The organism is Croceitalea dokdonensis DOKDO 023 (assembly GCF_001306415.1).
Lineage (GTDB): Bacteria > Bacteroidota > Bacteroidia > Flavobacteriales > Flavobacteriaceae > Croceitalea > Croceitalea dokdonensis.
Genome location: NZ_LDJX01000005.1, coordinates 289,884 through 311,426, shown reverse-complemented (window position 1 = coordinate 311,426; position 21,543 = coordinate 289,884). Strand labels below are relative to the sequence as shown.

The 21,543-nt window shown below is 43.1% G+C and carries 21 protein-coding genes; 10 read left to right on the top strand and 11 right to left on the bottom strand.

All coding sequences use genetic code 11. The features are described 5' to 3' along the window. The 10 genes from rplV to rpsL form a co-directional block, all read right to left on the bottom strand. Positions 1 to 414, bottom strand: coding sequence for a 50S ribosomal protein L22 (gene rplV / locus I595_RS12250; RefSeq protein ID WP_054559717.1), 414 nt, complete (start codon positions 412 to 414; stop codon positions 1 to 3). 3 nt (positions 415 to 417) lie between these two features. Next, positions 418 to 696 carry a 30S ribosomal protein S19 gene (gene rpsS, locus I595_RS12245; RefSeq protein WP_054559716.1) on the bottom strand — a complete coding sequence of 93 codons (279 nt, stop codon included), beginning with the start codon at positions 694 to 696 and terminating at the stop codon, positions 418 to 420. An 11-nt stretch (positions 697 to 707) separates the two neighbouring features. Next, positions 708 to 1,532, bottom strand: coding sequence for a 50S ribosomal protein L2 (rplB, locus tag I595_RS12240; RefSeq protein WP_054559715.1), 825 nt, complete (start codon positions 1,530 to 1,532; stop codon positions 708 to 710). 9 nt (positions 1,533 to 1,541) lie between these two features. Then, positions 1,542 to 1,832 carry a 50S ribosomal protein L23 gene (rplW, locus tag I595_RS12235; RefSeq protein ID WP_054559714.1) on the bottom strand — a complete coding sequence of 97 codons (291 nt, stop codon included), beginning with the start codon at positions 1,830 to 1,832 and terminating at the stop codon, positions 1,542 to 1,544. Positions 1,833 to 1,839: 7 nt separating this feature from the next. Next, complete coding sequence (gene rplD, locus I595_RS12230) at positions 1,840 to 2,469, bottom strand: 50S ribosomal protein L4 (RefSeq protein ID WP_054559713.1); 630 nt, start codon at positions 2,467 to 2,469, stop codon at positions 1,840 to 1,842. Between the two features lie 4 nt (positions 2,470 to 2,473). Beyond that, positions 2,474 to 3,091 carry a 50S ribosomal protein L3 gene (rplC, locus tag I595_RS12225; RefSeq protein ID WP_054559712.1) on the bottom strand — a complete coding sequence of 206 codons (618 nt, stop codon included), beginning with the start codon at positions 3,089 to 3,091 and terminating at the stop codon, positions 2,474 to 2,476. Between the two features lie 156 nt (positions 3,092 to 3,247). After that, positions 3,248 to 3,553: a 30S ribosomal protein S10 gene (rpsJ, locus tag I595_RS12220; protein ID WP_007094989.1), complete on the bottom strand. Its 306-nt coding sequence runs from the start codon at positions 3,551 to 3,553 to the stop codon at positions 3,248 to 3,250. 10 nt (positions 3,554 to 3,563) lie between these two features. Beyond that, complete coding sequence (gene fusA, locus I595_RS12215; protein WP_054559711.1) at positions 3,564 to 5,690, bottom strand: elongation factor G; 2,127 nt, start codon at positions 5,688 to 5,690, stop codon at positions 3,564 to 3,566. A 5-nt stretch (positions 5,691 to 5,695) separates the two neighbouring features. After that, positions 5,696 to 6,172, bottom strand: a complete 477-nt coding sequence (gene rpsG / locus I595_RS12210) for a 30S ribosomal protein S7 (RefSeq protein WP_054559710.1) — start codon at positions 6,170 to 6,172, stop codon at positions 5,696 to 5,698. Between the two features lie 25 nt (positions 6,173 to 6,197). After that, positions 6,198 to 6,530: a 30S ribosomal protein S12 gene (gene rpsL, locus I595_RS12205; protein WP_245628284.1), complete on the bottom strand. Its 333-nt coding sequence runs from the start codon at positions 6,528 to 6,530 to the stop codon at positions 6,198 to 6,200. Here rpsL and I595_RS17660 point away from each other — a divergent pair. From I595_RS17660 to I595_RS12175, 6 genes are all read left to right on the top strand, one after another. Further along, positions 6,427 to 6,777, top strand: coding sequence for a hypothetical protein (locus I595_RS17660; RefSeq protein WP_245628285.1), 351 nt, complete (start codon positions 6,427 to 6,429; stop codon positions 6,775 to 6,777). The two genes, rpsL and I595_RS17660, sit on opposite strands and share 104 nt — an antisense overlap. 145 nt (positions 6,778 to 6,922) lie before the next feature. Continuing rightward, complete coding sequence (locus tag I595_RS12195; RefSeq protein WP_054559708.1) at positions 6,923 to 10,168, top strand: SusC/RagA family TonB-linked outer membrane protein; 3,246 nt, start codon at positions 6,923 to 6,925, stop codon at positions 10,166 to 10,168. Between the two features lie 23 nt (positions 10,169 to 10,191). Next, positions 10,192 to 11,898 carry a SusD/RagB family nutrient-binding outer membrane lipoprotein gene (locus I595_RS12190; RefSeq protein WP_054559707.1) on the top strand — a complete coding sequence of 569 codons (1,707 nt, stop codon included), beginning with the start codon at positions 10,192 to 10,194 and terminating at the stop codon, positions 11,896 to 11,898. A gap of 14 nt (positions 11,899 to 11,912) precedes the next feature. Next, positions 11,913 to 12,857, top strand: a complete 945-nt coding sequence (locus I595_RS12185) for a hypothetical protein (protein ID WP_054559706.1) — start codon at positions 11,913 to 11,915, stop codon at positions 12,855 to 12,857. A gap of 123 nt (positions 12,858 to 12,980) precedes the next feature. Continuing rightward, positions 12,981 to 14,324, top strand: coding sequence for an aryl-sulfate sulfotransferase (locus tag I595_RS12180; RefSeq protein ID WP_054559705.1), 1,344 nt, complete (start codon positions 12,981 to 12,983; stop codon positions 14,322 to 14,324). Between the two features lie 315 nt (positions 14,325 to 14,639). Continuing rightward, positions 14,640 to 15,233 carry a Crp/Fnr family transcriptional regulator gene (locus tag I595_RS12175; protein ID WP_054559704.1) on the top strand — a complete coding sequence of 198 codons (594 nt, stop codon included), beginning with the start codon at positions 14,640 to 14,642 and terminating at the stop codon, positions 15,231 to 15,233. A gap of 190 nt (positions 15,234 to 15,423) precedes the next feature. On the opposite strand, the gene I595_RS12170 is transcribed toward I595_RS12175, so the two are convergent. Next, on the bottom strand, positions 15,424 to 16,263 hold the full coding sequence (locus I595_RS12170; protein WP_217997192.1) for a bile acid:sodium symporter family protein: 840 nt from the start codon (positions 16,261 to 16,263) through the stop codon (positions 15,424 to 15,426). 151 nt (positions 16,264 to 16,414) lie between these two features. Between I595_RS12170 and I595_RS12165 the strand changes: the two genes are divergently transcribed. The 4 genes from I595_RS12165 to I595_RS12150 all read left to right on the top strand — a co-directional run bounded on the left by I595_RS12165 (position 16,415) and on the right by I595_RS12150 (position 21,541). Beyond that, positions 16,415 to 18,235 (top strand): acyl-CoA dehydrogenase, encoded by a 1,821-nt coding sequence (locus I595_RS12165; protein ID WP_054559703.1) that lies wholly within the window; start codon positions 16,415 to 16,417, stop codon positions 18,233 to 18,235. Between the two features lie 228 nt (positions 18,236 to 18,463). Next, complete coding sequence (locus tag I595_RS12160; protein ID WP_054559702.1) at positions 18,464 to 19,237, top strand: glucose 1-dehydrogenase; 774 nt, start codon at positions 18,464 to 18,466, stop codon at positions 19,235 to 19,237. Between the two features lie 9 nt (positions 19,238 to 19,246). Further along, a complete protein-coding gene (locus tag I595_RS12155; protein WP_054559701.1) occupies positions 19,247 to 20,461 on the top strand; it encodes an acyl-CoA dehydrogenase family protein in 1,215 nt (404 codons plus the stop codon). Between the two features lie 3 nt (positions 20,462 to 20,464). Continuing rightward, positions 20,465 to 21,541, top strand: coding sequence for a phosphotransferase family protein (locus tag I595_RS12150; RefSeq protein ID WP_054559700.1), 1,077 nt, complete (start codon positions 20,465 to 20,467; stop codon positions 21,539 to 21,541). The last annotated feature ends 2 nt before the right edge of the window (positions 21,542 to 21,543 follow it).

The following is a 21,543-nucleotide window of genomic DNA, read 5'->3' as shown; positions in this document are numbered from 1 at the left end:
TTATGCTGTAGCTTCTGTGTTATTGTTAGCTCCCAATATCATAGTCACATGATTTGAACGTTTTCTAATTCTGTGGGCACGGCCCTGGGGTGCAGGACGCAACCTTTTTAACATGGTGCCGCTGTCCACACGTATCTCCTTAACAAACAAATCTGCATCCTCAATACTTGCATCCTCATTTTTTGCTTCCCAATTGGCAATAGCGGACAATAGCAACTTTTCAAGTTTTCTAGAAGCCTCTTTAGGGTTGAACCTTAAAATCGCCAATGCCATCTCAACGTTTTTACCACGCACAAGATCGGCAACCAATCTCATTTTTCTAGGTGAAGTAGGGCAGTTGTTGAGCTTGGCAAATGCCATCTCCTTTTTTTCTGCCTTTATTCTCTCAGCCATCTGTTTTTTGCGAACTCCCATAGCTTACCTTTTTCCTTTATTCTTAGCACCCGCATGCCCCCTAAAGGAACGTGTTGGTGAAAATTCTCCTAATTTATGCCCCACCATATTTTCAGTTACATATACCGGAACAAACTGTCTCCCATTATGTACCGCTATAGTTTGACCAACAAAATCTGGCGTAATCATGGAAGCTCTTGACCAAGTCTTAATGACGGTCTTTTTTCCAGAATCAACATTTTGTTGAACTTTCTTCTCTAAACTATGATGAACGTAAGGTCCTTTTTTTAATGAACGTGCCATTTACTTTCTTTTTATTTCTTTCTACGTTCTATGATATATCTGTTGCTATCCTTGGTTTTGGAACGGGTCCTAAAGCCTTTGGCAGGAATACCGTTTTTAGACCTAGGATGACCACCTGAAGCCCTACCTTCACCACCACCCATTGGGTGATCAACAGGGTTCATTACCACTGGTCTTGTACGTGGTCGTCTGCCCAACCATCTACTTCTTCCAGCCTTACCGGAAACAAGCAATTGATGGTCAGAATTGGAAACTGCCCCTATGGTAGCAAGACAATTGGCCAATATCAAACGTGTTTCCCCAGATGGAAGTTTAACGGTCACAAACTTACCCTCTTTGGCCATCAGCTGTGCAAAAGTACCGGCACTACGTGCCATTACCGCACCTTGGCCAGGTCTTAGTTCAATACAGGAAATGATGGTCCCAAGCGGTATATCTTTTAAAAATAAAGCATTTCCGATTTCCGGGGCCGCACCCTCACCAGCAACGATTTTTTGACCCACTTGCAACCCATTTTGGGCTACCACATACGCCTTATCCCCGTCTTTATACTCCACAAGGGCTATGAACGCCGTTCTATTTGGATCATACTGTATAGATTTCACTTCAGCAGCAACACCTTGCTTATCCCGTTTGAAATCAATAATACGATACCTTCTCTTATGACCACCGCCCCTATGGCTCATGGTCATCTTTCCTTGACTGTTTCTACCGCCAGACTTTTTTAACGGAGCAAGTAAACTTTTCTCCGGCTTATCAGTAGTAATGGCGTCAAACCCATTTACTACTCTAAAACGCTGTCCTGGCGTAATCGGTTTTAATTTTCTAACTGACATTATCCGTCTTTATAGATTGCTGTAAAAATCAATAATATCTCCCTCAGACACATCAACGATCGCTTTCTTACGCAAATTCGTTTTTCCATGCTGAATACCGGTCTTGGTATAACGTGTTTTACGTTCGGGACCATAGTTCATGGTTCTAACTTTTTCAACCGTAACACCATAGGCCACTTCAACAGCTTCCTTAATCTGAAGCTTATTGGCCTTTGGGTCAACGTAGAAACCATAACGATTAAAAAGCTCGCTATCCGCGGTCATTTTTTCCGTAATGATTGGCTTTATCAACACACTCATGTTACAATTATTTACTTAAGTTAGACTCTATTCCTGCTACGGCACTTTCCAATACCACTACACTATTGGCGTTCAAAATTTCATAAGTGCTTAATTCCGAGCTTTTTACAACCTCAGCGCCTTTAAAATTTCGCGACGACAAATATACACTATTATTCGTGTCACCCAAGACAACGAGCGACTTTTTATTCCCCACACCCAAGGCGCTTAAAACCTCCACAAAACTTTTAGTCTTGGGAATGTCGAAATTAAAATCCTCAACCACAATAAGTGCCTTGTCCTTGGCCTTGCTACTTAGTGCAGATTTCCGTGCCAAACGCTTCACATTCTTGTTCAGCTTTTGGGAATAATCCTTTGGTCTAGGACCAAAAATTCGACCACCACCACGGAAAACCGGGGATTTTATACTACCGGCCCTTGCGGTACCGGTACCCTTTTGTTTTTTGATTTTTCTTGTACTACCAGCAATTTCCGCTCGCTCTTTGGCCTTGTGCGTTCCTTGCCTTTGGTGTGCCAAATATTGCTTTACGTCTAAATAAATAGCGTGCTCATTTGGCTCTATACCGAACACTTCTTCGGAAAGCTCAACCTTCCTGCCCGTATCTTTTCCTTTGATATCTAAAATTGCTACCTTCATTACCTTACTTTTCTACGGTTACGTAAGCATTTTTATGACCAGGTACTGCTCCTTTTACGACAATAATGTTCTTTTCTGGAACTACCTTTAGAACCCTGAGGTTTTGAACCGTAACACGATCACCACCCATTCTACCGGCCATTTTCATCCCCTTAAAAACCCTCGCAGGATAGGATGCGGCACCTATGGAACCTGGTGCACGAAGCCTGTTATGCTGCCCGTGCGTTGCTTGTCCAACACCACCAAAGCCATGGCGTTTTACAACACCCTGAAAACCTTTGCCTTTGGACGTACCAACGACATCTACAAATTCTCCTTCCTGAAAAAGGTCGACACCTACGGTATCACCTAATTTAAATTCACCTTCAAAATCCCGGAATTCAACGACCTTTTTCTTTGGAGAAGCACCTGCCTTTTTAACATGGCCCATTTCGGCCCTGTTAGCACGCTTTTCTGCCTTGTCATCGAAACCAAGCTGAAGGGCACTGTACCCGTCCACCTCTTCGGTTCTGACTTGGGTAACCACACATGGTCCAGCTTGGATAACGGTACATGGAATGTTTTTTCCATTCTCGTCAAAGATGCTGGTCATGCCGATTTTTTTTCCTATTAACCCAGACATTTATCTTTAATTTAATTGTGTTTCTAAACTTTGTTACTCTAGCTTTTGCTCATAAAAATGGGTCAAGAAAACACCTGACCCAGATTCTTTTCTTTCACCGTTTTTCCCTCGCTCGCGGCTCAGGACATGTTACCCTTTTTTAAAGGGCGTGCAAACTTACACCTTTATTTCGACTTCTACACCACTAGGGAGCTCTAATTTCATTAAAGCATCAATAGTTTTTGAAGAAGAACTGTAAATATCCAATAACCTCTTGTACGAGCTTAACTGGAACTGCTCTCTTGACTTCTTGTTCACGTGTGGCGAACGAAGCACGGTAAAAATCTTTTTATGCGTTGGTAACGGAATTGGCCCTGTCACCACAGCTCCTGTGGTCTTTACGGTCTTCACAATCTTTTCAGCAGACTTGTCCACCAAATTGTGATCGTAGGACTTCAATTTAATTCTAATTTTTTGACTCATCTTCTGAAAATTATGCTGTTACTCCTTTTGCTGCTTTAATTACTTCCTCGGCAATATTTGATGGTGTTTCCGCGTAGTGGGAGAACTCCATGGTAGAGGTGGCACGGCCCGATGAAAGTGTCCTTAAGGAGGTAACGTACCCAAACATTTCTGATAGGGGCACTTCACCTTTTACCACTTTGGACCCTGCACGATCACTCATATTACTAATAGTTCCGCGTCTTCTGTTTAAGTCACCAACAATATCTCCCATATTTTCCTCCGGCGTCAACACTTCAATCTTCATGATTGGCTCCATCAATACAGCCCTAGCCGCTTTCGCGGCAACCTTATATCCCATTTTGGCGGCAAGCTCAAAAGAAAGTGAGTCAGAATCCACAGGGTGGAAAGATCCATCTTTTAAGGTAACTTTCATGCTATCCATCTCAAAACCAGCCAAGGGGCCGTTTTTCATGGCTTCCTTAAATCCTTTTTCTACGGATGGAATGTATTCTTTTGGGATATTACCACCTTTGATGACATTGACGAACTCAAGGCCCACAACATCCTCTCCAGCAGGTTCCATGGTAAATACAATATCCGCAAATTTACCACGCCCACCAGACTGCTTCTTGTACACTTCCCTATGATCCGCTACCTTGGTAATGGCTTCTTTGTATTCCACTTGCGGCTGTCCTTGGTTGACATCAACCTTAAACTCACGACGCAAACGGTCCACAATAATATCTAAGTGAAGCTCACCCATACCAGAAATAATGGTCTGGCCAGAAGCTTCATCCGTTTTCACTTGAAAGGTTGGGTCTTCCTCCGCCAACTTGGCCAAAGACATCCCTAACTTATCTACATCTGCCTTGGTCTTGGGCTCTACCGCAATACCAATCACCGGATCGGGGAAATCCATACTTTCCAAAATAATTGGATGCTTCTCGGAGGACATGGTATCCCCGGTTTTGATATCCTTAAAACCAACTGCCGCACCAATATCACCCGCCTCTATAAAATCTATGGCATTCTGTTTATTGGAATGCATCTGGTAAATACGTGAGATTCGCTCTTTTTTTCCAGAACGATTGTTCAAAATATAAGAACCCGCATCCAAACGGCCAGAATATGCCCTAAAAAACGCCAATCTACCAACGAATGGATCGGTTGCAATCTTAAAGGCTAAGGCTGCAAAAGGTTCTTTTGCATCCGGTTTTCTGGTAATCTCGGCACCTGTATTAGGATCTGTACCAACAATATCATCTTTATCTATAGGTGAAGGCAGATACCTACAGACGGCATCCAATAAAAACTGCACTCCTTTATTTTTAAAGGAAGAACCACAAATCATTGGAATAATGGCACGATCCATAACGGCTGCCCTAAGCGCGGCATGCACTTCTTCCTCCGTGATGGAATCCTCATCCTCAAAGAACTTCTCCATCAACGCCTCATCGTATTCCGCAACCGCTTCAATAAGCGCTGCACGGTACTCCTTTACTTCGGCCTTCATGTCCTCAGGGATGTCAATAACATCAAATGTAGAACCAAAACCTTCCTCATGCCAGACAATGGCACGGTTCTTGGCCAAATCCACAATCCCTTTAAAATCTGCCTCTTCACCTATCGGCAAAACAATCGGCACGGCATTGGAACCCAACATTTCCCTTACTTGCTTGCAAACCATAAGAAAGTTAGAGCCCTGACGGTCCATTTTGTTCACAAAACCAATTCTGGGTACCTTATAATTGTCTGCCAACCTCCAGTTGGTTTCTGACTGTGGCTCAACACCATCTACAGCACTGAAGAGGAAAACCAAACCATCCAAAACCCGCAAGGAACGGTTTACCTCAACCGTAAAATCAACGTGTCCTGGGGTATCTATGATATTGAAATGATATCCTTTAGCATCAGCAGTGGGTTTGCCATTTTCTGTGGGGAACTGCCAGGTACATGTGGTGGCCGCAGAGGTGATGGTGATTCCACGCTCTTGCTCTTGCTCCATCCAATCCATGGTAGCAGCACCATCGTGCACCTCACCAATTTTATGGCTCACACCGGTGTAGAACAATATACGTTCCGTGGTGGTGGTCTTACCGGCATCAATGTGCGCGGCAATACCAATATTTCTTGTGTATTTTAAATCTCTACCCATTGCAATTAGAATCTGAAGTGTGAGAATGCTTTATTTGCTTCGGCCATTTTATGGGTGTCCACCCGTTTTTTTACCGCGGCACCTTCTTCCTTGGCCGCTGCCAAAACCTCTGCCGCCAGTTTTTGTGCCATGGACTTTTCGTTACGCTTTCTTGCATACAAAATAAGCCACTTCATAGCGGTTGAAATCTTTCTATCCGGACGAATCTGCATAGGGATTTGAAAAGTTGCCCCTCCTACCCTACGGCTCCTTACCTCAACATGGGGCATCACATTGGACAAAGCATCTTTCCACAAATCCAGTGCGGTTTTCTCCTCGTCCGTATTTTTTTCCTCTACAATATCTATAGCATCATAGAACACCTTAAATGCAACGGATTTTTTCCCGTCCCACATCATCATGTTCACAAATCGTGTTACCAACTGATCCCCAAACCTAGGGTCTGGTAAAATTGGCCTTTTCTTTGCCTGTCTTTTTCTCATCGTTTCTTACTAAAGTCTTTCTAATTTACTTTTTTGGGCGTTTTGCACCGTACTTAGACCTACGTTGCGTCCTACCCGCAACCCCAGCGGTATCCAATGCTCCACGAACGATGTGGTATCTAACTCCTGGTAAATCCTTTACCCTTCCACCTCTTACCAATACTATCGAGTGCTCTTGTAGATTGTGCCCTTCGCCAGGTATGTATGCGTTTACCTCTTTACCGTTGGTTAGCCTAACCCTAGCCACTTTTCGCATGGCAGAATTTGGCTTCTTAGGTGTCGTGGTGTACACACGCGTACAAACCCCTCTTCTTTGTGGGCAAGAATCTAGAGCGGCCGATTTACTCTTCTTGGTAATTGTGACCCTTCCTTTTCTTACTAATTGTGAAATTGTTGGCATTAATATGTCTATTAAATATCAAATAACCCCATTTTTTGGGGCTGCAAATGTAATGATTATTAGGAATTATTCAAATGGTTGGTTAAAAAAAGCAAAACAAAATGAAAAACTGGGAAAGAAACCAACTGTCCAACGCTTCAAAACATATATGACCTTTAAGAATACAAGTAGGAACCCAAGGATTGATATTTTAAACAATAACTAAAAAGTTCAAGGTCTAATTATGGAATATGAAATAGCCTGCTAGATTATGTGGATAAAATCAAAACTGTGAAAGTTTAGTGAAATTAGTTTGGATTATTAACATGAAATTATGATTTTAGCGGCTAGCTAATTCAAATAATTAAAAAATGAGAACAAAACTAAATGGAATCTTAACGCTTTTATTGGCGTTTGTCGTGCATTTATCGTTTGCACAGGACAAGACGATTTCAGGTACGGTCACCGATGCGGATGGACTACCGTTGCCTGGGGTTAACATTGTCGTAGAAGGTACGTCTAATGGTACACAAACGGATTTTGATGGAAATTACGCCATCACCGCCAGTGTGGGCCAAAGCCTTCTTTTTACTTACATTGGCCAACAGGATGTACGCCAAACTGTTGGGGCAAGTAGTACTATAAATGTACAGATGAAAGAGGACGCGCAAGCCTTGGAAGAGGTGGTGGTCACCGCCCAAGGTATCAAGCGGGAAAAGAAAGCGCTTGGTTATGCGGTTACCTCCGTAGGATCGGAAGCTCTTGAAAACCGTACCGAGGGCGATGTTGCCAGGGTATTATCCGGTAAAGCTGCGGGTGTACAAATTGTTGCGGCAGGTGGTACCTCTGGTTCTGGTACCAATATTAACGTTAGGGGTATTAGTTCCTTTAGTGGAACCAACCAAGCTTTATTTATTGTTGATGGTGTCCCATTTAGTAACGATACCAACTCCGCTGGTAACTTTATTTCTGGTAATCCTGGATCTTCACGATTCTTGGACTTAGATCCCAACAACATTGAAAGTATAGAAGTACTTAAAGGTCTTGCAGCCGCTACCTTATATGGTAGCCAGGGACGTAACGGGGTGATTTTGATTACCACCAAAGCGGGTGCTGCTAACAATGGAGGACCTAAAAAAACTGAAATTACGGTAAGCCAGTCTTTCTTTAATATAGAATTGGCATCCTTACCGGAATACCAACAACAGTATGGTAATGGTTTCGACCAGAATTTTGGTTGGTTCTTTAGTAACTGGGGACCTAGTTTTGATCGTGACGGTGTAGCCGGTTGGGGAAGACAATCAGCCATTGATGACCAAGGCACCTTGGAACATCCCTATTCCACAACGGCAGTTGCCTCAACCAGAAATGCTTTTCCAGAGCTACAAGGCGCACGCTATGCCTGGAGACCTTATAATTCAGTAGAAAACTTTTTTAGGCCAGGATTTGCCACCAACACCTCTGTAAACATTGCAGGCGGGAGCGCTGATGGCAACACCAGTTTTAATGCCAATATTGGGTATTTAGGAGAGGAAAACTTTACCCCTGGCAATGGTCTAAACAGAACTACCATTTCTGTAGGTGGTGTGTCTAAACTCAGTAATAAATTTACGGTAAGGGGCACCATGAACTATGCGAGAACAGACGTGACCAGCCCTCCGGTGGCCTCCAGTAGGGGTAACGGTACAGATGGTCTATCCGTATTCGGTAATGTATTCTTTACACCCTTGAGTGTGGATTTAATGGGTTTACCCTTTGAAAATCCTATTGATGGTTCCAGTGTCTATTACCGTAATGGTAACGATATCATTAATCCAAGGTGGACCGCTAAAAATGTCCAATATAGACAGTTGACTAACCGTGTGAACTGGAATGTTTCTTTGGACTACCAGTTAAATGATAATATGAACGTTACTTGGAGGACCGGTTTGGATTTTTACAACGAACGTAACATCAATGGCTCCAACAAAGGGGGTGTAGAGTTTACAGAGGCCATCTTTGGATTCTATGACACCTTCGATAACAATAGTACTATTTGGGACCACTTTTTATCCTTGAACGCCAACTATGATCTTTCGGAAAAATTCGGAATGACTTTTACAGTAGGTGCCAATGCTAGACAAGATAATTTTGACCGTTCTGGGGTCGCAAGTACCGGACAAATCGTATTTGGTGTAAAAAGACATTTCAATTTCGAAAACCAAAGACCTATACAGTTCAGTAGGAACCGAAACATTGTTGGTCTACTGGGGCAAGCTAGTTTGGATTATGACAACATGCTCTTCCTAAACGTTTCAGCAAGGTCTGACTGGGTTTCCAATTTCCAACGTGCCAATAGAAACCAAACGTATCCTGGGGCAAGTTTATCATGGCTACCCTTGGAGACCTTTCCAGGTCTAAAATCTGAAAATGGTTTAAATTTCTTGAAGATTAGGGCAGGATACGGAACGTCTGCGAACTTTGATACCCAATTTTCATATCCCACGGTAAATGTAGTGGAACAAACTACGCAACGCTTTGATGATCCTTTTGGTGGCGGCTTGATCACTACCAACCAAGTAGACAACTTCCGAGCTAATCCTGATTTAAAACCAGAATTACTGGAAGAATTTGAAATTGGATTGGAAACCAAGTTCTGGAAAAACAGGATTTCTTTAGATATGACTTATTACGACAAAAGAACAAACGACCTTATCGTAACCGAACCTTTGTCGCCATCTACAGGGTTTAGCTTTACCCAAAGTAACATTGGCCAAATCAGCAACAAAGGTTTTGAAGCTGTAGTTGGTGTTGATATCTTTAGGTCCGAAGATTTCTCTTGGAATTCTAGCGTAAATTTCTTTGCAAATGAAGAGTTGGTTACCGAGCAAGAGCAAGATTTTATCGCCTATGCTGGTTCGTTAGCTGTTGGAGGTGGGCTGTTTAGAGGCTCTAACGCCGCTATTGAAGGTGAATCTCTAGGAACCATGGTAGGTACGGCCATTGCAAGGGATGCCGATGGCAACTTTTTGATAAACGATGGGGGTAGTTACGTTGTAGCGGAGCAAGACGCTGATGGCAATGTACCCATTATCGGTGATGCCGTACCGGATTATCAGATGAACTTTATCAACTCTATCCGTTACAAAAACTGGAATTTAAACTTCCAGATTAACCATACCAAAGGTGGAGACATCATGTCCAGTACTGTTGCTGCATTATTAGGTCGTGGATTGATCGTAGAAACAGAAGATCGTTTGGATACCTATATTTTACCAGGCGTACGCCAGAGCACGGGACAGCCTAACGATATCCAAATCAACAACTCTACCTATTTCTTCAACAACCTCCTTTTTGGTCCAACTGAAACAAGGGTTTATGATGCTTCCGTAATTCGTTTACAAGAGGTATCCCTAAGCTACAGTTTTCCAACGAGATTTTTGGAGAAGACACCTTTTGGTAGTTTATCCATCACAGCTCAAGGCTTTAACCTTTGGTATGATGCGTACAACACACCAGATGGCGCCAACTTTGATCCTAACGTAGCTGGTGCAGGTATCGGAAACGGTAGAGGGTTCGATTTCTTGAACGGCCCAGCGTCCAGAAGATATGGTATTACCCTTAAAGCAAGTTTCTAATAAAATTGTTAATGAGATATACAATGAAAAAATTATTTAAAAATATAACGCTAGTATTGCTTACAGGTGGGTTTATTGCCTCTTGTGAGACTACTGACCTCGATCAGACGGTAAGTCCGAACGATTTGTCAACGACGCAGGCAGACCCCAATTTATTGCTTAACGCAGTACAATTGGCCTATGCCACAAACCAACAGACGTTTAGCGACAACGCCGCGGAATTGACAAGAATAGATTACTTTTTTGGAAGGGACTACTTTAACCAGCTACCTGGAACCGTATTAAACGGTGCTTGGTCCAGAACTTACAGTTCTGGTGGCAACGGTGTTGGAGATGGTGTTTCTGTAGGTATGTTGACTAACCTCCAAGCATTGGAACAAATTGATGCCGAGACTGATGTTGATTATTCATTCCACATAGGGGTTACTAAAACTCTTTATGCCCACAGCCTCTTTCAATTGGTTGACTTTTTGGGTGAAGCTGCATTTAGCCAAGCTGGAAATCCATTGGAATTCCCCGCACCTACCTTAGATAGTGGAGAAGCGGTTTATGCTGCTGCATTCCAACTGTTGGATGAAGCGGAAGCTTTACTAAGTGGTAGCCCTGCCTCCCAAGGGGCAACGGACTTCTTTTATGATGAAGATACTTCCAAGTGGGTTAAATTAATCAATACCTTGCGACTTAGATCTTACAAGAATACGGGCAATGTTGCAGCTTTTAATGCAATCATAGCAGGTGGAAACTATATTACTGATAACGAAGATGATTTTCAGTTACAGTATGGTACCAGTGAACTACAGCCAGATACGCGTCATCCTGATTATGCCGCTGATTATACGCCATCCGGTGCCAACATTTACCAATCCAATTGGTTGATGGAACTGATGTTGGAGAATAACGACCCTCGAATTAGATACTATTTCTATCGCCAATCCAATGGCACACCAGGTGCCCTTGATGTTAATGGAGATCCTGTAGACCCCAACGAAGAAGATTTAGCCTGTTCATTGGCACAAGTGCCACAACATTATATTGATGGAAACTTCACCTATTGTAGCGTGGATAACGGTTACTGGGGAAGATCTCACGGTAATGACGAAGGAACGCCTCCAGATAGTTTTAAAAGAACGGCAGTTGGTGTTTACCCCGCAGGAGGTTTGTTTGATAGTAGTGCTTTTGATGCGGACAGCGGTCTTACAGAAGGCGTAGGTCTAGGCAAAGGTGGAGGCGGTGCTGGTATAGAACCTATCATCCTTGCATCCTATGTAGATTTTTGGAGGGGAGAAATGTCTCCTTTGGCAGACAAAGCCACTTTTATGAGAACCGGACTTGAAAAATCCATAGCCAAAGTACAAAGCTTTGGTGCATTGGACGGATCTGCCGATTTATCACTTGCTCCAACTGCTGCGGACGTTACGGCCTATATCGACGGTATTGTTGCTGCCTACAACGCAGCTGATGATGAAGGAAAGCAAAATATCTTTGCTGAGCAGTACTTCACCACACTATATGGCGGTGCTACGGAGTCATACAATTACTATAGAAAGACTGGTTACCCCACAACGGTATTGCCCAACTGGGAACTTAACCCTGGACCTTTCCCTAGAACGTTACTTTATCCCCAAAATGAGGTAATCACCAATCCGAATTTGTCTCAGAAAACGGCATTGACGGATAAAGTGTTTTGGGACAATAATCCTGATAGCCCAACCTTTCCACCCGCTAATTAATAAAAATTAATCAAATGAAAAAACAGATAAAAAATTATATAAAAGCATTTTCCGCAGCTTCGGTTTTGGTGTTTGCTGCCTGTGAAGATGGGGATAAGGTGTTTGATCAAATCATCGCTGACGTTGAACGTGGAGCGGCGTTACGCACGATAGAAGTACTATCGGACGAGTTACCCATTGGTGTTTCCGATGGTAGTTTTGGTGTCACTCTTGAAGTTCAAGCACGTGACAACGGCCGTGCCGTAACCGCAGTAGATGTTTTCGTAAGTTTTAGGGACGCTACCCCAGATGATGCTCCTGGTAATACTGAGGAAAATTTGCTTACCACTATTAATGCTGCCGACTTCATTGGAGGCCCTGCTGGTTATCCGCAATTTACTTTTAACGCAACCTTGGCCGAATTACTGGCAGGTACAGGGATAGCAGCGGATGAAATTGATGGGAGTGACCAATTTAGGATTAGGTTTGAATTGGTGCTTGAAAGCGGACGAAGGTTGTCTTTCGCTCAAAATTCAAGTACATTGACTGGTGCTTTTTTCTCTTCGCCTTTCCTCTATTCTGCCACTGTTGTATGTCCTCCAAAAGCTCCAACGCCAGGTGTTTGGACTATTAACATGACGGATTCCTACGGTGACGGCTGGCAAACTTCCACCGGTGGTGGTGGGGCCGGTATCACGGTAACGTTGAATGATGGAACTGTTTTAGAAGTAGGCCTTTGTTCTCCTTACGGTAGCGCAGCAGGAACGTTCCTTGGCGGCACTGATTGTGTTCCCAATGATGGCTCTAGCGGAACTGGTACAATAACAATTCCAGCAGGAACTGAGTCCGCAGACTGGTTCTTTCCGGGCGACTTCTACGGTGAAATTGGTTTTGAAATCATTACACCAAACGGAAACGTTGTAGGTGGATACACAGGTGTTGACGCTGGACCAATTACCATAGACTTTTGCAAGGATTAAATCCTTTGTTTATAATGTTAAAAGCCACCTTTTAAAAGGTGGCTTTTTTATTTTTAGTGGATTTCTTTTTACCTTCCTTCCGTGAAAAATACGCAATCCATTGTGTACTAATTCCATAAAGACATGTTTAAAACTACTATAATCCGTTTCTTATTTCTAACCGGCTTTTTATTCTGTCTTTCTTGTACCAAAGAGGCAGATACAGAAGAAATAGAGCAAATTGAGGAAACAAACGAGGAAACCGAGGAACCTATTGACGAACCCGTGGGCTTTACTCCCATTGGGGATGTTGAAATGCTTAACCCTAACCTGGTTGACCCCAACCTCATCCTCGTTAATGATGCTGGTAACAACAGGGTATATCTGATGACCAAGGAAGCCGAGTTACTGTATGAATGGCCTTTAACCAATAACATTGGTAATGATGTATTCCTCATGCCCAACGGTAATTTGATTGCGTCCTTGGAAGCAGATGAACCCCAAATAACCCTTGGCGGAAAAGGTGGAAAACTTCAAATTATTGAACCATCAGGAAATGTATCTTGGGAATTTGTCTATTCCTCCAAAGATGGGGAGACCCACCACGATGCAGAAATGCTTCCGAATGGAAATGTCTTGGCCATGGTATGGAGGGAATTATCCCCAGAGCAAGCTACAGAAGCTGGCTTTATGCTCGAAACCCAGATATATCCAGAATCACTCATAGAAATTAATCCCAACACCAATGAAATAGTATGGGAATGGGATGCTATGGACCATATTGTGCAGGATATTGATGAAAACAAATCCAACTTTGGAAATGTGCGCCAACACCCTGAGTTAATTGATATTAACTTTACGATTAAAAATGGGTTACAGCCAGATATTGCCGGTGATTTTATCCACGCCAATGGCATTGCCTACGACCCAAAAAACGATTTGATATTTCTGAGCGCCAATTTTTATTCAGAAGTATGGGTTATAGACCATAGCACTACCACTGAAGAAGCTGCCTCCCATACCGGTGGGCAATATGGCAAAGGTGGGGATTTAGTCTATAGGTTTGGGAATCCCCAGACCTACGGAAACACTGAGGGAACTAGATTGTTCTATAACAACCACCATCCAAATTTTCCAGAAAGAGGGGAGGTTGATAGGCTTTTAATCTATTCCAATGGGAATGGCCTAGATCAATCTACAGTTTATGAATTACAGTTGCCAAGCACGTATCAACTTACCCAAGATGCTGACAATGAACCCATTGTTACTTGGAGTTTCACCGATGCTGAACTTTACTCAGCCCGGGTTTCCGGTGCCGTGGAGTTGGATAATGGCAACATTTTGATTACGGAAGGTGATTTTGGCTATTGGGAAGTAACCAGAAATGGAGAGGTAGTTTGGAAGTTTAGTGCACCCGGCTTTTTTTGGCGAGGCTATGATTATGGCACCAATGCCGATGAAATAAATATGTTGCCATTTGGTAATTGAAGTTAATCCATTCCCACCAATAACTGCAAAACAAACACAAACAGCCTTGTTAACCCCAAAGTTAATTTAACTCCGTTGAAGGCGGTTTTTTCTTTACTTTATCGGTAAGGTAATGGCAAAAGCCCAAAGGAATGGACAATATCAAATTTAATGAACATTTGGAAAGGTCTTATTTTCTTTCCTTAGGTTCCTTCCTGCAAGGATTAACAGGAAATACATCAACATCAATATGGTAAAGAGCACACTCCAACTATCTTAGTGGAGCGCCCAAATCGTGGTCAATACCATATCTTAGTGCGCTAAAGTGGTGAAAAATTGAGCAACGATACCCTTCAAAATATAAAAAATAAAATACTATCATACACCCATGTAGATGCTGAGCCTTTGGCTTTTGCCCTTAGCTTCTACCAAACCATTTCACTTAAAAAGGGAGACCGTTTGATTTCTGAAGGGGAAACTGTGGACACTTTCTACTATTTGGAGCGTGGCTGTATCTCCTACTATAAAATGGAAGAGGGTGACATACAGGTGTTGGAATTTTATACCGCTGACGTTTTCTTCACTGATTTAATTGCCTACGTAAAAGGCAGTCCAACCACTTATTATCTGGAGGCCTTGGAAGACTCCGTTGTGCTTGCCGTTAAAAAAAAGGAGGCGGAAAAATCCTTTCGGGCATCACACCAATTAGAACGTTTTGGGAGGTTATCCATGCAAGAAGCATTTCTTAAGCTCTTTAACCGCGTGGACCGTTTAAACCACAGGAGCAACGAGGAAAGATACTTGAGACTTTTAACCAAGAGACCGGATATTCTGCAGAGAGTGCCACAATATCTAATTGCCTCTTATCTTGGCATTACCCCCGTAGGGCTATCCAAACTCCGCAAACGCTTAAGAAAAAGTGAAGCATGAATCACGCTACCCATACTCCATTTTCCAAAAAATATCCATTACGGCTTAGGCTAGTTCAATCCTTTTCTAAAGTGTTTAGCCCAATCTGATATGTTTTTGGCGTTTCTACCAACTCCCGTTCTTAGGTCCTAAGGCTAATTCTTACTTCCACAGCTTTGGTTCTTTATTTCCTTAAACGTTTGGGCTTTGGTTACTCCAATAAATGAAGGCACCGGCAGTTAAGAACATGATTACGCCGTAAACGGCAGGGGGCAATAGCATAAGAAGTATTATGGAGCAATATGGTTGCAATGGTGATGCCCAAGGTTCCGTTTTGGATGCCTCCTTCTATAGTAATTGAGATACGTTGCTTTGGGTTAAGTTTAAAGAGATATCCCAGTACAAAACCAGTAAGCATCGTCAAAAGGTTTAAACAGAATGAAACCAAACCCGCCTCACCAAAACTTGACAACAACAATTCACGCTCTTTAATGATAACGGCTACCAGCACCAACACAAAGAAAATTCCAGATGCACGTTTTACCGGTTTTTGCATCCGTAAAGAAAACTTAGGCTTTCTAGATTTTAACAACATCCCTAAGGCTACTGGAAAAATGACGATGACAAAGACCTGTAGTATGGTCTGGACCACGTTTAGCTGAATCAACGTTCCTTTACCAAGCACTTGCTGCAACCCCAAATTGATTAAAAAAGGAATGGTAAGCAAGGTAATAAAACTGCAAACTGCCGTCATGGATACGGACAGTGCGGTATCTCCATTGGCCAAATGTGTGATTAGGTTGGAGGTAGGCCCACCTGGACAAGCGGCCAAAATAACAATACCGATGGCAATTTCTGGCTGTAAGGTGAACACGGAAATTAAGCCAAACCCTATAAGGGGCAATAGCACCAATTGGCAAATTAATCCGATAACCATCGCTTTTGGCTTCAGAAAAACAGCGGCAAAATCTCGCAAACCCAAGGATAAGCCCATTCCAAACATGATAATGATGAGCGATAGGGCAAGTATGGCATTTGAAATAGCATCCATTGCTTAGCTAGTTGATGTCCACTTCTTAAATATAAGGGATTTCTTATCCATTTAAATGGGAACAATCCAACATTCTTTTCTTAAACCAGTTTAACGGCGAATCCTGTCTTTTTATGGTATCTTGAGGAACGGTTAATTTAAAGGGAGAAACATGGCAAACGAGTATATAGATGTAGAGACGCTTAAATTCTTATTGAATGAGGTTCATGATTTGGAAGAAATTTTAAACCTACCGGAATATAACGATCACGATAGTGATTCCATTGACCTATTGATTAATTCGGTGAAGGATTTTTCCGATAAGGAAATGTATCCTTATTTTAAGGAAATGGATGAAAATCCTGCCCACTTTAAAAATGGCGAAATCGTTGTACATCCGCAGGTAAGCAAGTACATGAAAGCAAGCGGGGAAATGGGACTTTTGGCCGGAGCATTTCCTTACAAGGATGGCGGCATGCAATTGCCATCTACCGTTATGAACGCTTTGGGGTACATCCAAGAAGCGGCCAACAACCACCTACCCGGTTATATTGGCCTCACCATTGGTGCGGCTGAACTTATCACCCATTTTGGCAATGAGAATCTCAACCAGACCTACGTTCCAAAAATGCTCAATGGCACATGGGGCGGCACAATGTGCCTTACAGAACCTCAGGCAGGAAGCTCACTATCCGACATTGTAACCTCAGCAACACCGGATGGCGACCGGTACAAAATTCATGGCCAAAAAATTTTCATTTCCGGAGGGGATTATCAAGGTGCGGAAAACATTGTACATCTACTTTTAGCACGAATTGATGGTGCGCCAGCTGGAACAAAGGGTATTTCACTTTTCGTGGTCCCCAAAAATAGACCGGATGGACATGGACAACTAGCACCTAATGATGTTGAAACCGTGACTGATTTTGAAAAAATGGGACAAAAAGGCTATTGTACCACCCACTTGTTTTTTGGGGGTAATGGTGATTGTCATGGTTATTTGGTGGGTGAGCTACACCAAGGTCTAAAATATATGTTTTTGATGATGAACGGGGCCCGTATTGCTGTTGGTCGTGGTGCAGCAGCCATCTGCGCGGCGGCATACCAAGCATCACTCAAATACGCCCATGAAAGGGCACAAGGCCGTAAACTTGCCAGCACCGGCAAAAAAGATGTACACCAAGAACAAACCTTAATTGTAAACCATCCTGATGTACGCCGAATGCTATTATTGCAAAAAGTGGTGTCCGAGGGCGCATTGAGTTTGGTGTTACTGACTTCCAAATATCAAGACTTATCAAAATCGCTCCAAAATGCGGAGGAACGTGAAAAATATGCTTTACTGCTTGAAATTTTGACGCCTATCGTGAAGACCTATCCTTCTGAGATGGGAAGGGTTGCCGTGGATAACGGAGTACAAATTTTAGGAGGTTATGGATTCTGTTCTGATTATATTTTGCAACAATACCTAAGGGACATCAGAATATTTTCCATTTACGAAGGAACTACCGGTATTCAGTCACAAGATTTACTTGGCAGAAAAATAACCATGGAAAATGGGAAGGCCCTACAATTGCTTTCCAATGAAATTAAAACCACCATCAAAGCGGCCATGGTAATGGATAATCTGCAGGCCTACGCGCATACCTTAGGGGACAAACTCCAACTGACCCAGGACATTTTAAAGTCCCTTTTGGGCTATGCACAAAAAGGGGACTATGAACGTTTCCTAGCAGATGCAACTCCTTTTATGGATTATTTCTCCAATATTCTAATTGCTTGGCTCTGGCTGGATATGGCAAGGGAGGCACAACAGGCTTTACTAACAGGAAGTAAAAGGCACAATACCACTTTCTATGAAAGTAAGATTCACGCCATGCAGTTTTATTTCACCTATGAACTACCCAAAACAACGGGATTGGCAGAAATCATCATGAATGATAAAGCCTTAACCATTGGCTCCAAACAAAAGGTCTTCGGAAACGAATACTAAAGAAAATGATATGGCTTGGCTAAAACAAATGTCACCAAAAAATAGTGGATTAGAAGAACATCGGTAGCCTATTAAAAATGCAGTAGAGGCCCATAAGGTAAAACAGAAAGTAGCTCCTGTCTAAGCAAGACCTAGCCACATCAGAAAGAAAATGAATAGTGATTTATACGAAAGGGAAGGAACAATTCGCAACACGGCGGCTGCAAACTTCGATTATTTAATTAAATTATGAGCATAACAAAACGATTTGACCTCAAGGGAAAAGTAGCGGTCATTACAGGATCTAGCAAGGGTATAGGAAAGTCTATCGCAAGGGGGTTGGCAGAACAAGGTGCCAAAGTAGTCATCAGTAGTCGTAAACAGGAGGCTGTAGATCAAGTGGCAGAAACGTTTCAAAAAGACGGACTGGAAGCTATTGGGATTTCCTGCCACATTGGGGATACGTCCCAGTGCAAAGAACTAATTGCGAAAACCCAAGCACATTTTGGACGACTTGATATTTTAGTGAACAATGCAGCCATCAATCCTTATTATGGTCCTTTGGAAGGTTCGGATGGGGCGGTTTTTGACAAAATAATGAATGTTAACGTCAAAGCTCCTTGGCTGCTTTCCAACTTGGCACTGCCAGCGATGAAAGCCCAAAATTCTGGCAGTATCATCAATATTGCATCGGTAGAGGGCCTACATCCGGGTTTTGGCCTTGGCTTGTACAGCATGACAAAGGCCGCATTGATTATGATGACAAAAAACCAGGCAAAAGAATGGGGACGTTATGGAATTCGCAGCAACGCCATCTGCCCGGGGCTGATTAAGACCAAATTCAGCGAAAGCCTTTGGAGCAATGAAAAATTGGCAAAAGGCTATGAGCAAATGGTTCCCCTTGGACGGATGGCAGAACCGGATGAAATGGCCGGATTGGTGATGCTCTTGGCATCAGAGGCCGGTTCTTATATGACAGGTGGTGCCTATGCTGCGGACGGTGGTTATTTAATATCGGGCTAAACACGCACTATGAATTTTGAATTCTCAGAAAAGTCAATTGCACTGCAAAACAAGCTTAAGGCCTTTATGGCTAAAGAACTCCTCCCCATTGAGGAGGAAGTGAATCAATTCCATCAGCATCCAGAAAATGCCTGGACCAAATGGCCAGGTCTGGAACAATTAAAGAAAAAAGCCAAAGCTGCCGGGCTTTGGAACCTTTTTTTACCTATATCCTACGGTAAACTAAGCCCAGGATTAACCAATTTGGAATATGCCCCACTTGCAGAACTTATGGGACGTATGCTTTGGGCGTCAGAAGTATTTAATTGCAGCCCCCCAGATACGGGTAATATGGAAGTGCTGGCCAAATATGGCTCCAAGGAGCAACGGCAACATTGGTTACAACCTTTAATGGACGGCAGTATTCGATCGGCATTTTTGATGACGGAACCGGAAATAGCTTCCTCGGACGCTACCAATATTGAGACCTCCATTGTTTCGGATGGGGACCATTACCTGATCAACGGAACAAAATGGTGGTCTTCTGGCGCCCTGGACCCCCATTGCAAAATTGCTATAGTCATGGGAAAGACAGACTTTACGGCCCCTAGGCATTTGCAACAAAGTATGGTGCTGGTACCTATGGATACCCCAGGAGTCAACATCCTTAGACATTTGCCAGTTTTTGGTTTTACAGATTCCCCAGAGGGGCATGCAGAGATACAGCTAGATCAGGTACGTGTGCCAAAAACCAATCTTTTGTTGGGTGAAGGTAGGGGCTTTGAAATTGCACAAGGCAGATTGGGCCCCGGGCGAATACACCATTGTATGCGTCTTATTGGTATGGCGCAAAGAGCATTGGAAATTATGTCCAAAAGAACAGTTGACCGAAAACCATTTGGCAGGACCTTGGACACTTTTAGCAGTATCCGCCAGGATATTGCACAATCTGTGTGTGAAATAGAACAAGCACGTTTGCTTACGCTTTCCGCGGCGGATAAAATGGACAAATTGGGTAATAAAGAAGCAAAAGACCTTATCGCCATGATCAAAATCGTAGCCCCCAAAATGGCTGTTAAGGTGATTGATAGGGCCATTCAAATTTTAGGTGGCCAGGGCGTAAGCAATGATACCCCCCTAGCCCATTTCTATGCCGCCGCACGCACGCTGCGGTTGGCAGATGGCCCAGATGAAGTACATATGAGCCAACTAGGGAAGTTGACCATTAAAAAGTATACGAGTTAAGGTATGGAAGAAACCAGTAACACAAGGAGTGTAAGACCCGGAGAAGAACTGCCTAAGGAAAAGATAATCCAGTTTTTAGCTAAGCACCACTTAATAGGTGGCACAAAAGATGAATTGAACATACGCCAATTTGCCAACGGGTATTCTAACCTCACCTACTTACTTGCTTACCAAGACAAAGAATTTGTGTTGCGCCGCCCACCCTTTTCAGCGCCTAAACGTGGTCATGATATGGAACGGGAATATCGGGTATTAAAGCAATTAAACCCATTTTTTGAAAGCACACCCAAAGTTTTTGCATTTTCTGCTGCGGGCATCCTAGGAGTTCCCTTTTACCTTATGGAGCACGTTTCGGGTGAAATTTTAACCGCTAAACGTGCAAAAACAGAAAACATAGCACCAGAAACCTTCATGACCATAGCAGCCACCTGGTTAGATGGTTTTATAGACCTGCATGCCATAGATTACCGCGCAGCCGGGCTTCAAGACCTAGGAAGGCCCCAAGGGTATGTCTCAAGACAGGTCACCAATTGGGGCAAACAATATCTTGCCGCGGCAACCGAGGAAGTGGCAGCAGCAAAAAAGGTGATGAAGTGGATGGAGGAGCAGCAACCCAAACATTACGACCATAGCCTCATACATAACGATTTTAAATATGACAACGTAGTTTTTAAGGACAATGGCTGGACGGAAATCGCCGCAATATTGGATTGGGAAATGTGCACCTTAGGGGATCCGCTAATGGACCTGGGTACCTCCCTTGGTTATTGGACCACGGCCCAAGACCCAGAATTTATGAAGCAGGGGCTTCCCTCACCTACGGTAATGCCCGGGAACCCTTCAAGGTCCGAAATAGTGCAGCAGTATGCGGTAAAAAGCGGTAAACCGGTAGATAACATCCTTTTCTATTACGTCTATGGGCTTTTTAAAGTAGCGGTCATCGCACAGCAAATTTATTACCGCTACCAACACGGCCACACATCAGACCCAAAATTCGCCCAACTTAATAAGGCGTCGGCACTTTGTTGTACTACCGCTTGGCAAGCCATTCAAAAAAATAAAATTGATCATCTATATTAACA

Coding starts and splice junctions, on each gene's coding strand:
- rplV (WP_054559717.1), bottom strand. CDS start 414: ATGGGAGTTCGCAAAAAACAGATGGCTGAGAGAATAAAGGCAGAAAAA.
- rpsS (WP_054559716.1), bottom strand. CDS start 696: ATGGCACGTTCATTAAAAAAAGGACCTTACGTTCATCATAGTTTAGAG.
- rplB (WP_054559715.1), bottom strand. CDS start 1,532: ATGTCAGTTAGAAAATTAAAACCGATTACGCCAGGACAGCGTTTTAGA.
- rplW (WP_054559714.1), bottom strand. CDS start 1,832: ATGAGTGTGTTGATAAAGCCAATCATTACGGAAAAAATGACCGCGGAT.
- rplD (WP_054559713.1), bottom strand. CDS start 2,469: ATGAAGGTAGCAATTTTAGATATCAAAGGAAAAGATACGGGCAGGAAG.
- rplC (WP_054559712.1), bottom strand. CDS start 3,091: ATGTCTGGGTTAATAGGAAAAAAAATCGGCATGACCAGCATCTTTGAC.
- rpsJ (WP_007094989.1), bottom strand. CDS start 3,553: ATGAGTCAAAAAATTAGAATTAAATTGAAGTCCTACGATCACAATTTG.
- fusA (WP_054559711.1), bottom strand. CDS start 5,690: ATGGGTAGAGATTTAAAATACACAAGAAATATTGGTATTGCCGCGCAC.
- rpsG (WP_054559710.1), bottom strand. CDS start 6,172: ATGAGAAAAAGACAGGCAAAGAAAAGGCCAATTTTACCAGACCCTAGG.
- I595_RS17660 (WP_245628285.1), top strand. CDS start 6,427: ATGGCAGAATTTGGCTTCTTAGGTGTCGTGGTGTACACACGCGTACAA.
- I595_RS12195 (WP_054559708.1), top strand. CDS start 6,923: ATGAGAACAAAACTAAATGGAATCTTAACGCTTTTATTGGCGTTTGTC.
- I595_RS12190 (WP_054559707.1), top strand. CDS start 10,192: ATGAAAAAATTATTTAAAAATATAACGCTAGTATTGCTTACAGGTGGG.
- I595_RS12185 (WP_054559706.1), top strand. CDS start 11,913: ATGAAAAAACAGATAAAAAATTATATAAAAGCATTTTCCGCAGCTTCG.
- I595_RS12180 (WP_054559705.1), top strand. CDS start 12,981: ATGTTTAAAACTACTATAATCCGTTTCTTATTTCTAACCGGCTTTTTA.
- I595_RS12170 (WP_217997192.1), bottom strand. CDS start 16,263: ATGGATGCTATTTCAAATGCCATACTTGCCCTATCGCTCATCATTATC.
- I595_RS12165 (WP_054559703.1), top strand. CDS start 16,415: ATGGCAAACGAGTATATAGATGTAGAGACGCTTAAATTCTTATTGAAT.
- I595_RS12160 (WP_054559702.1), top strand. CDS start 18,464: ATGAGCATAACAAAACGATTTGACCTCAAGGGAAAAGTAGCGGTCATT.
- I595_RS12155 (WP_054559701.1), top strand. CDS start 19,247: ATGAATTTTGAATTCTCAGAAAAGTCAATTGCACTGCAAAACAAGCTT.
- I595_RS12150 (WP_054559700.1), top strand. CDS start 20,465: ATGGAAGAAACCAGTAACACAAGGAGTGTAAGACCCGGAGAAGAACTG.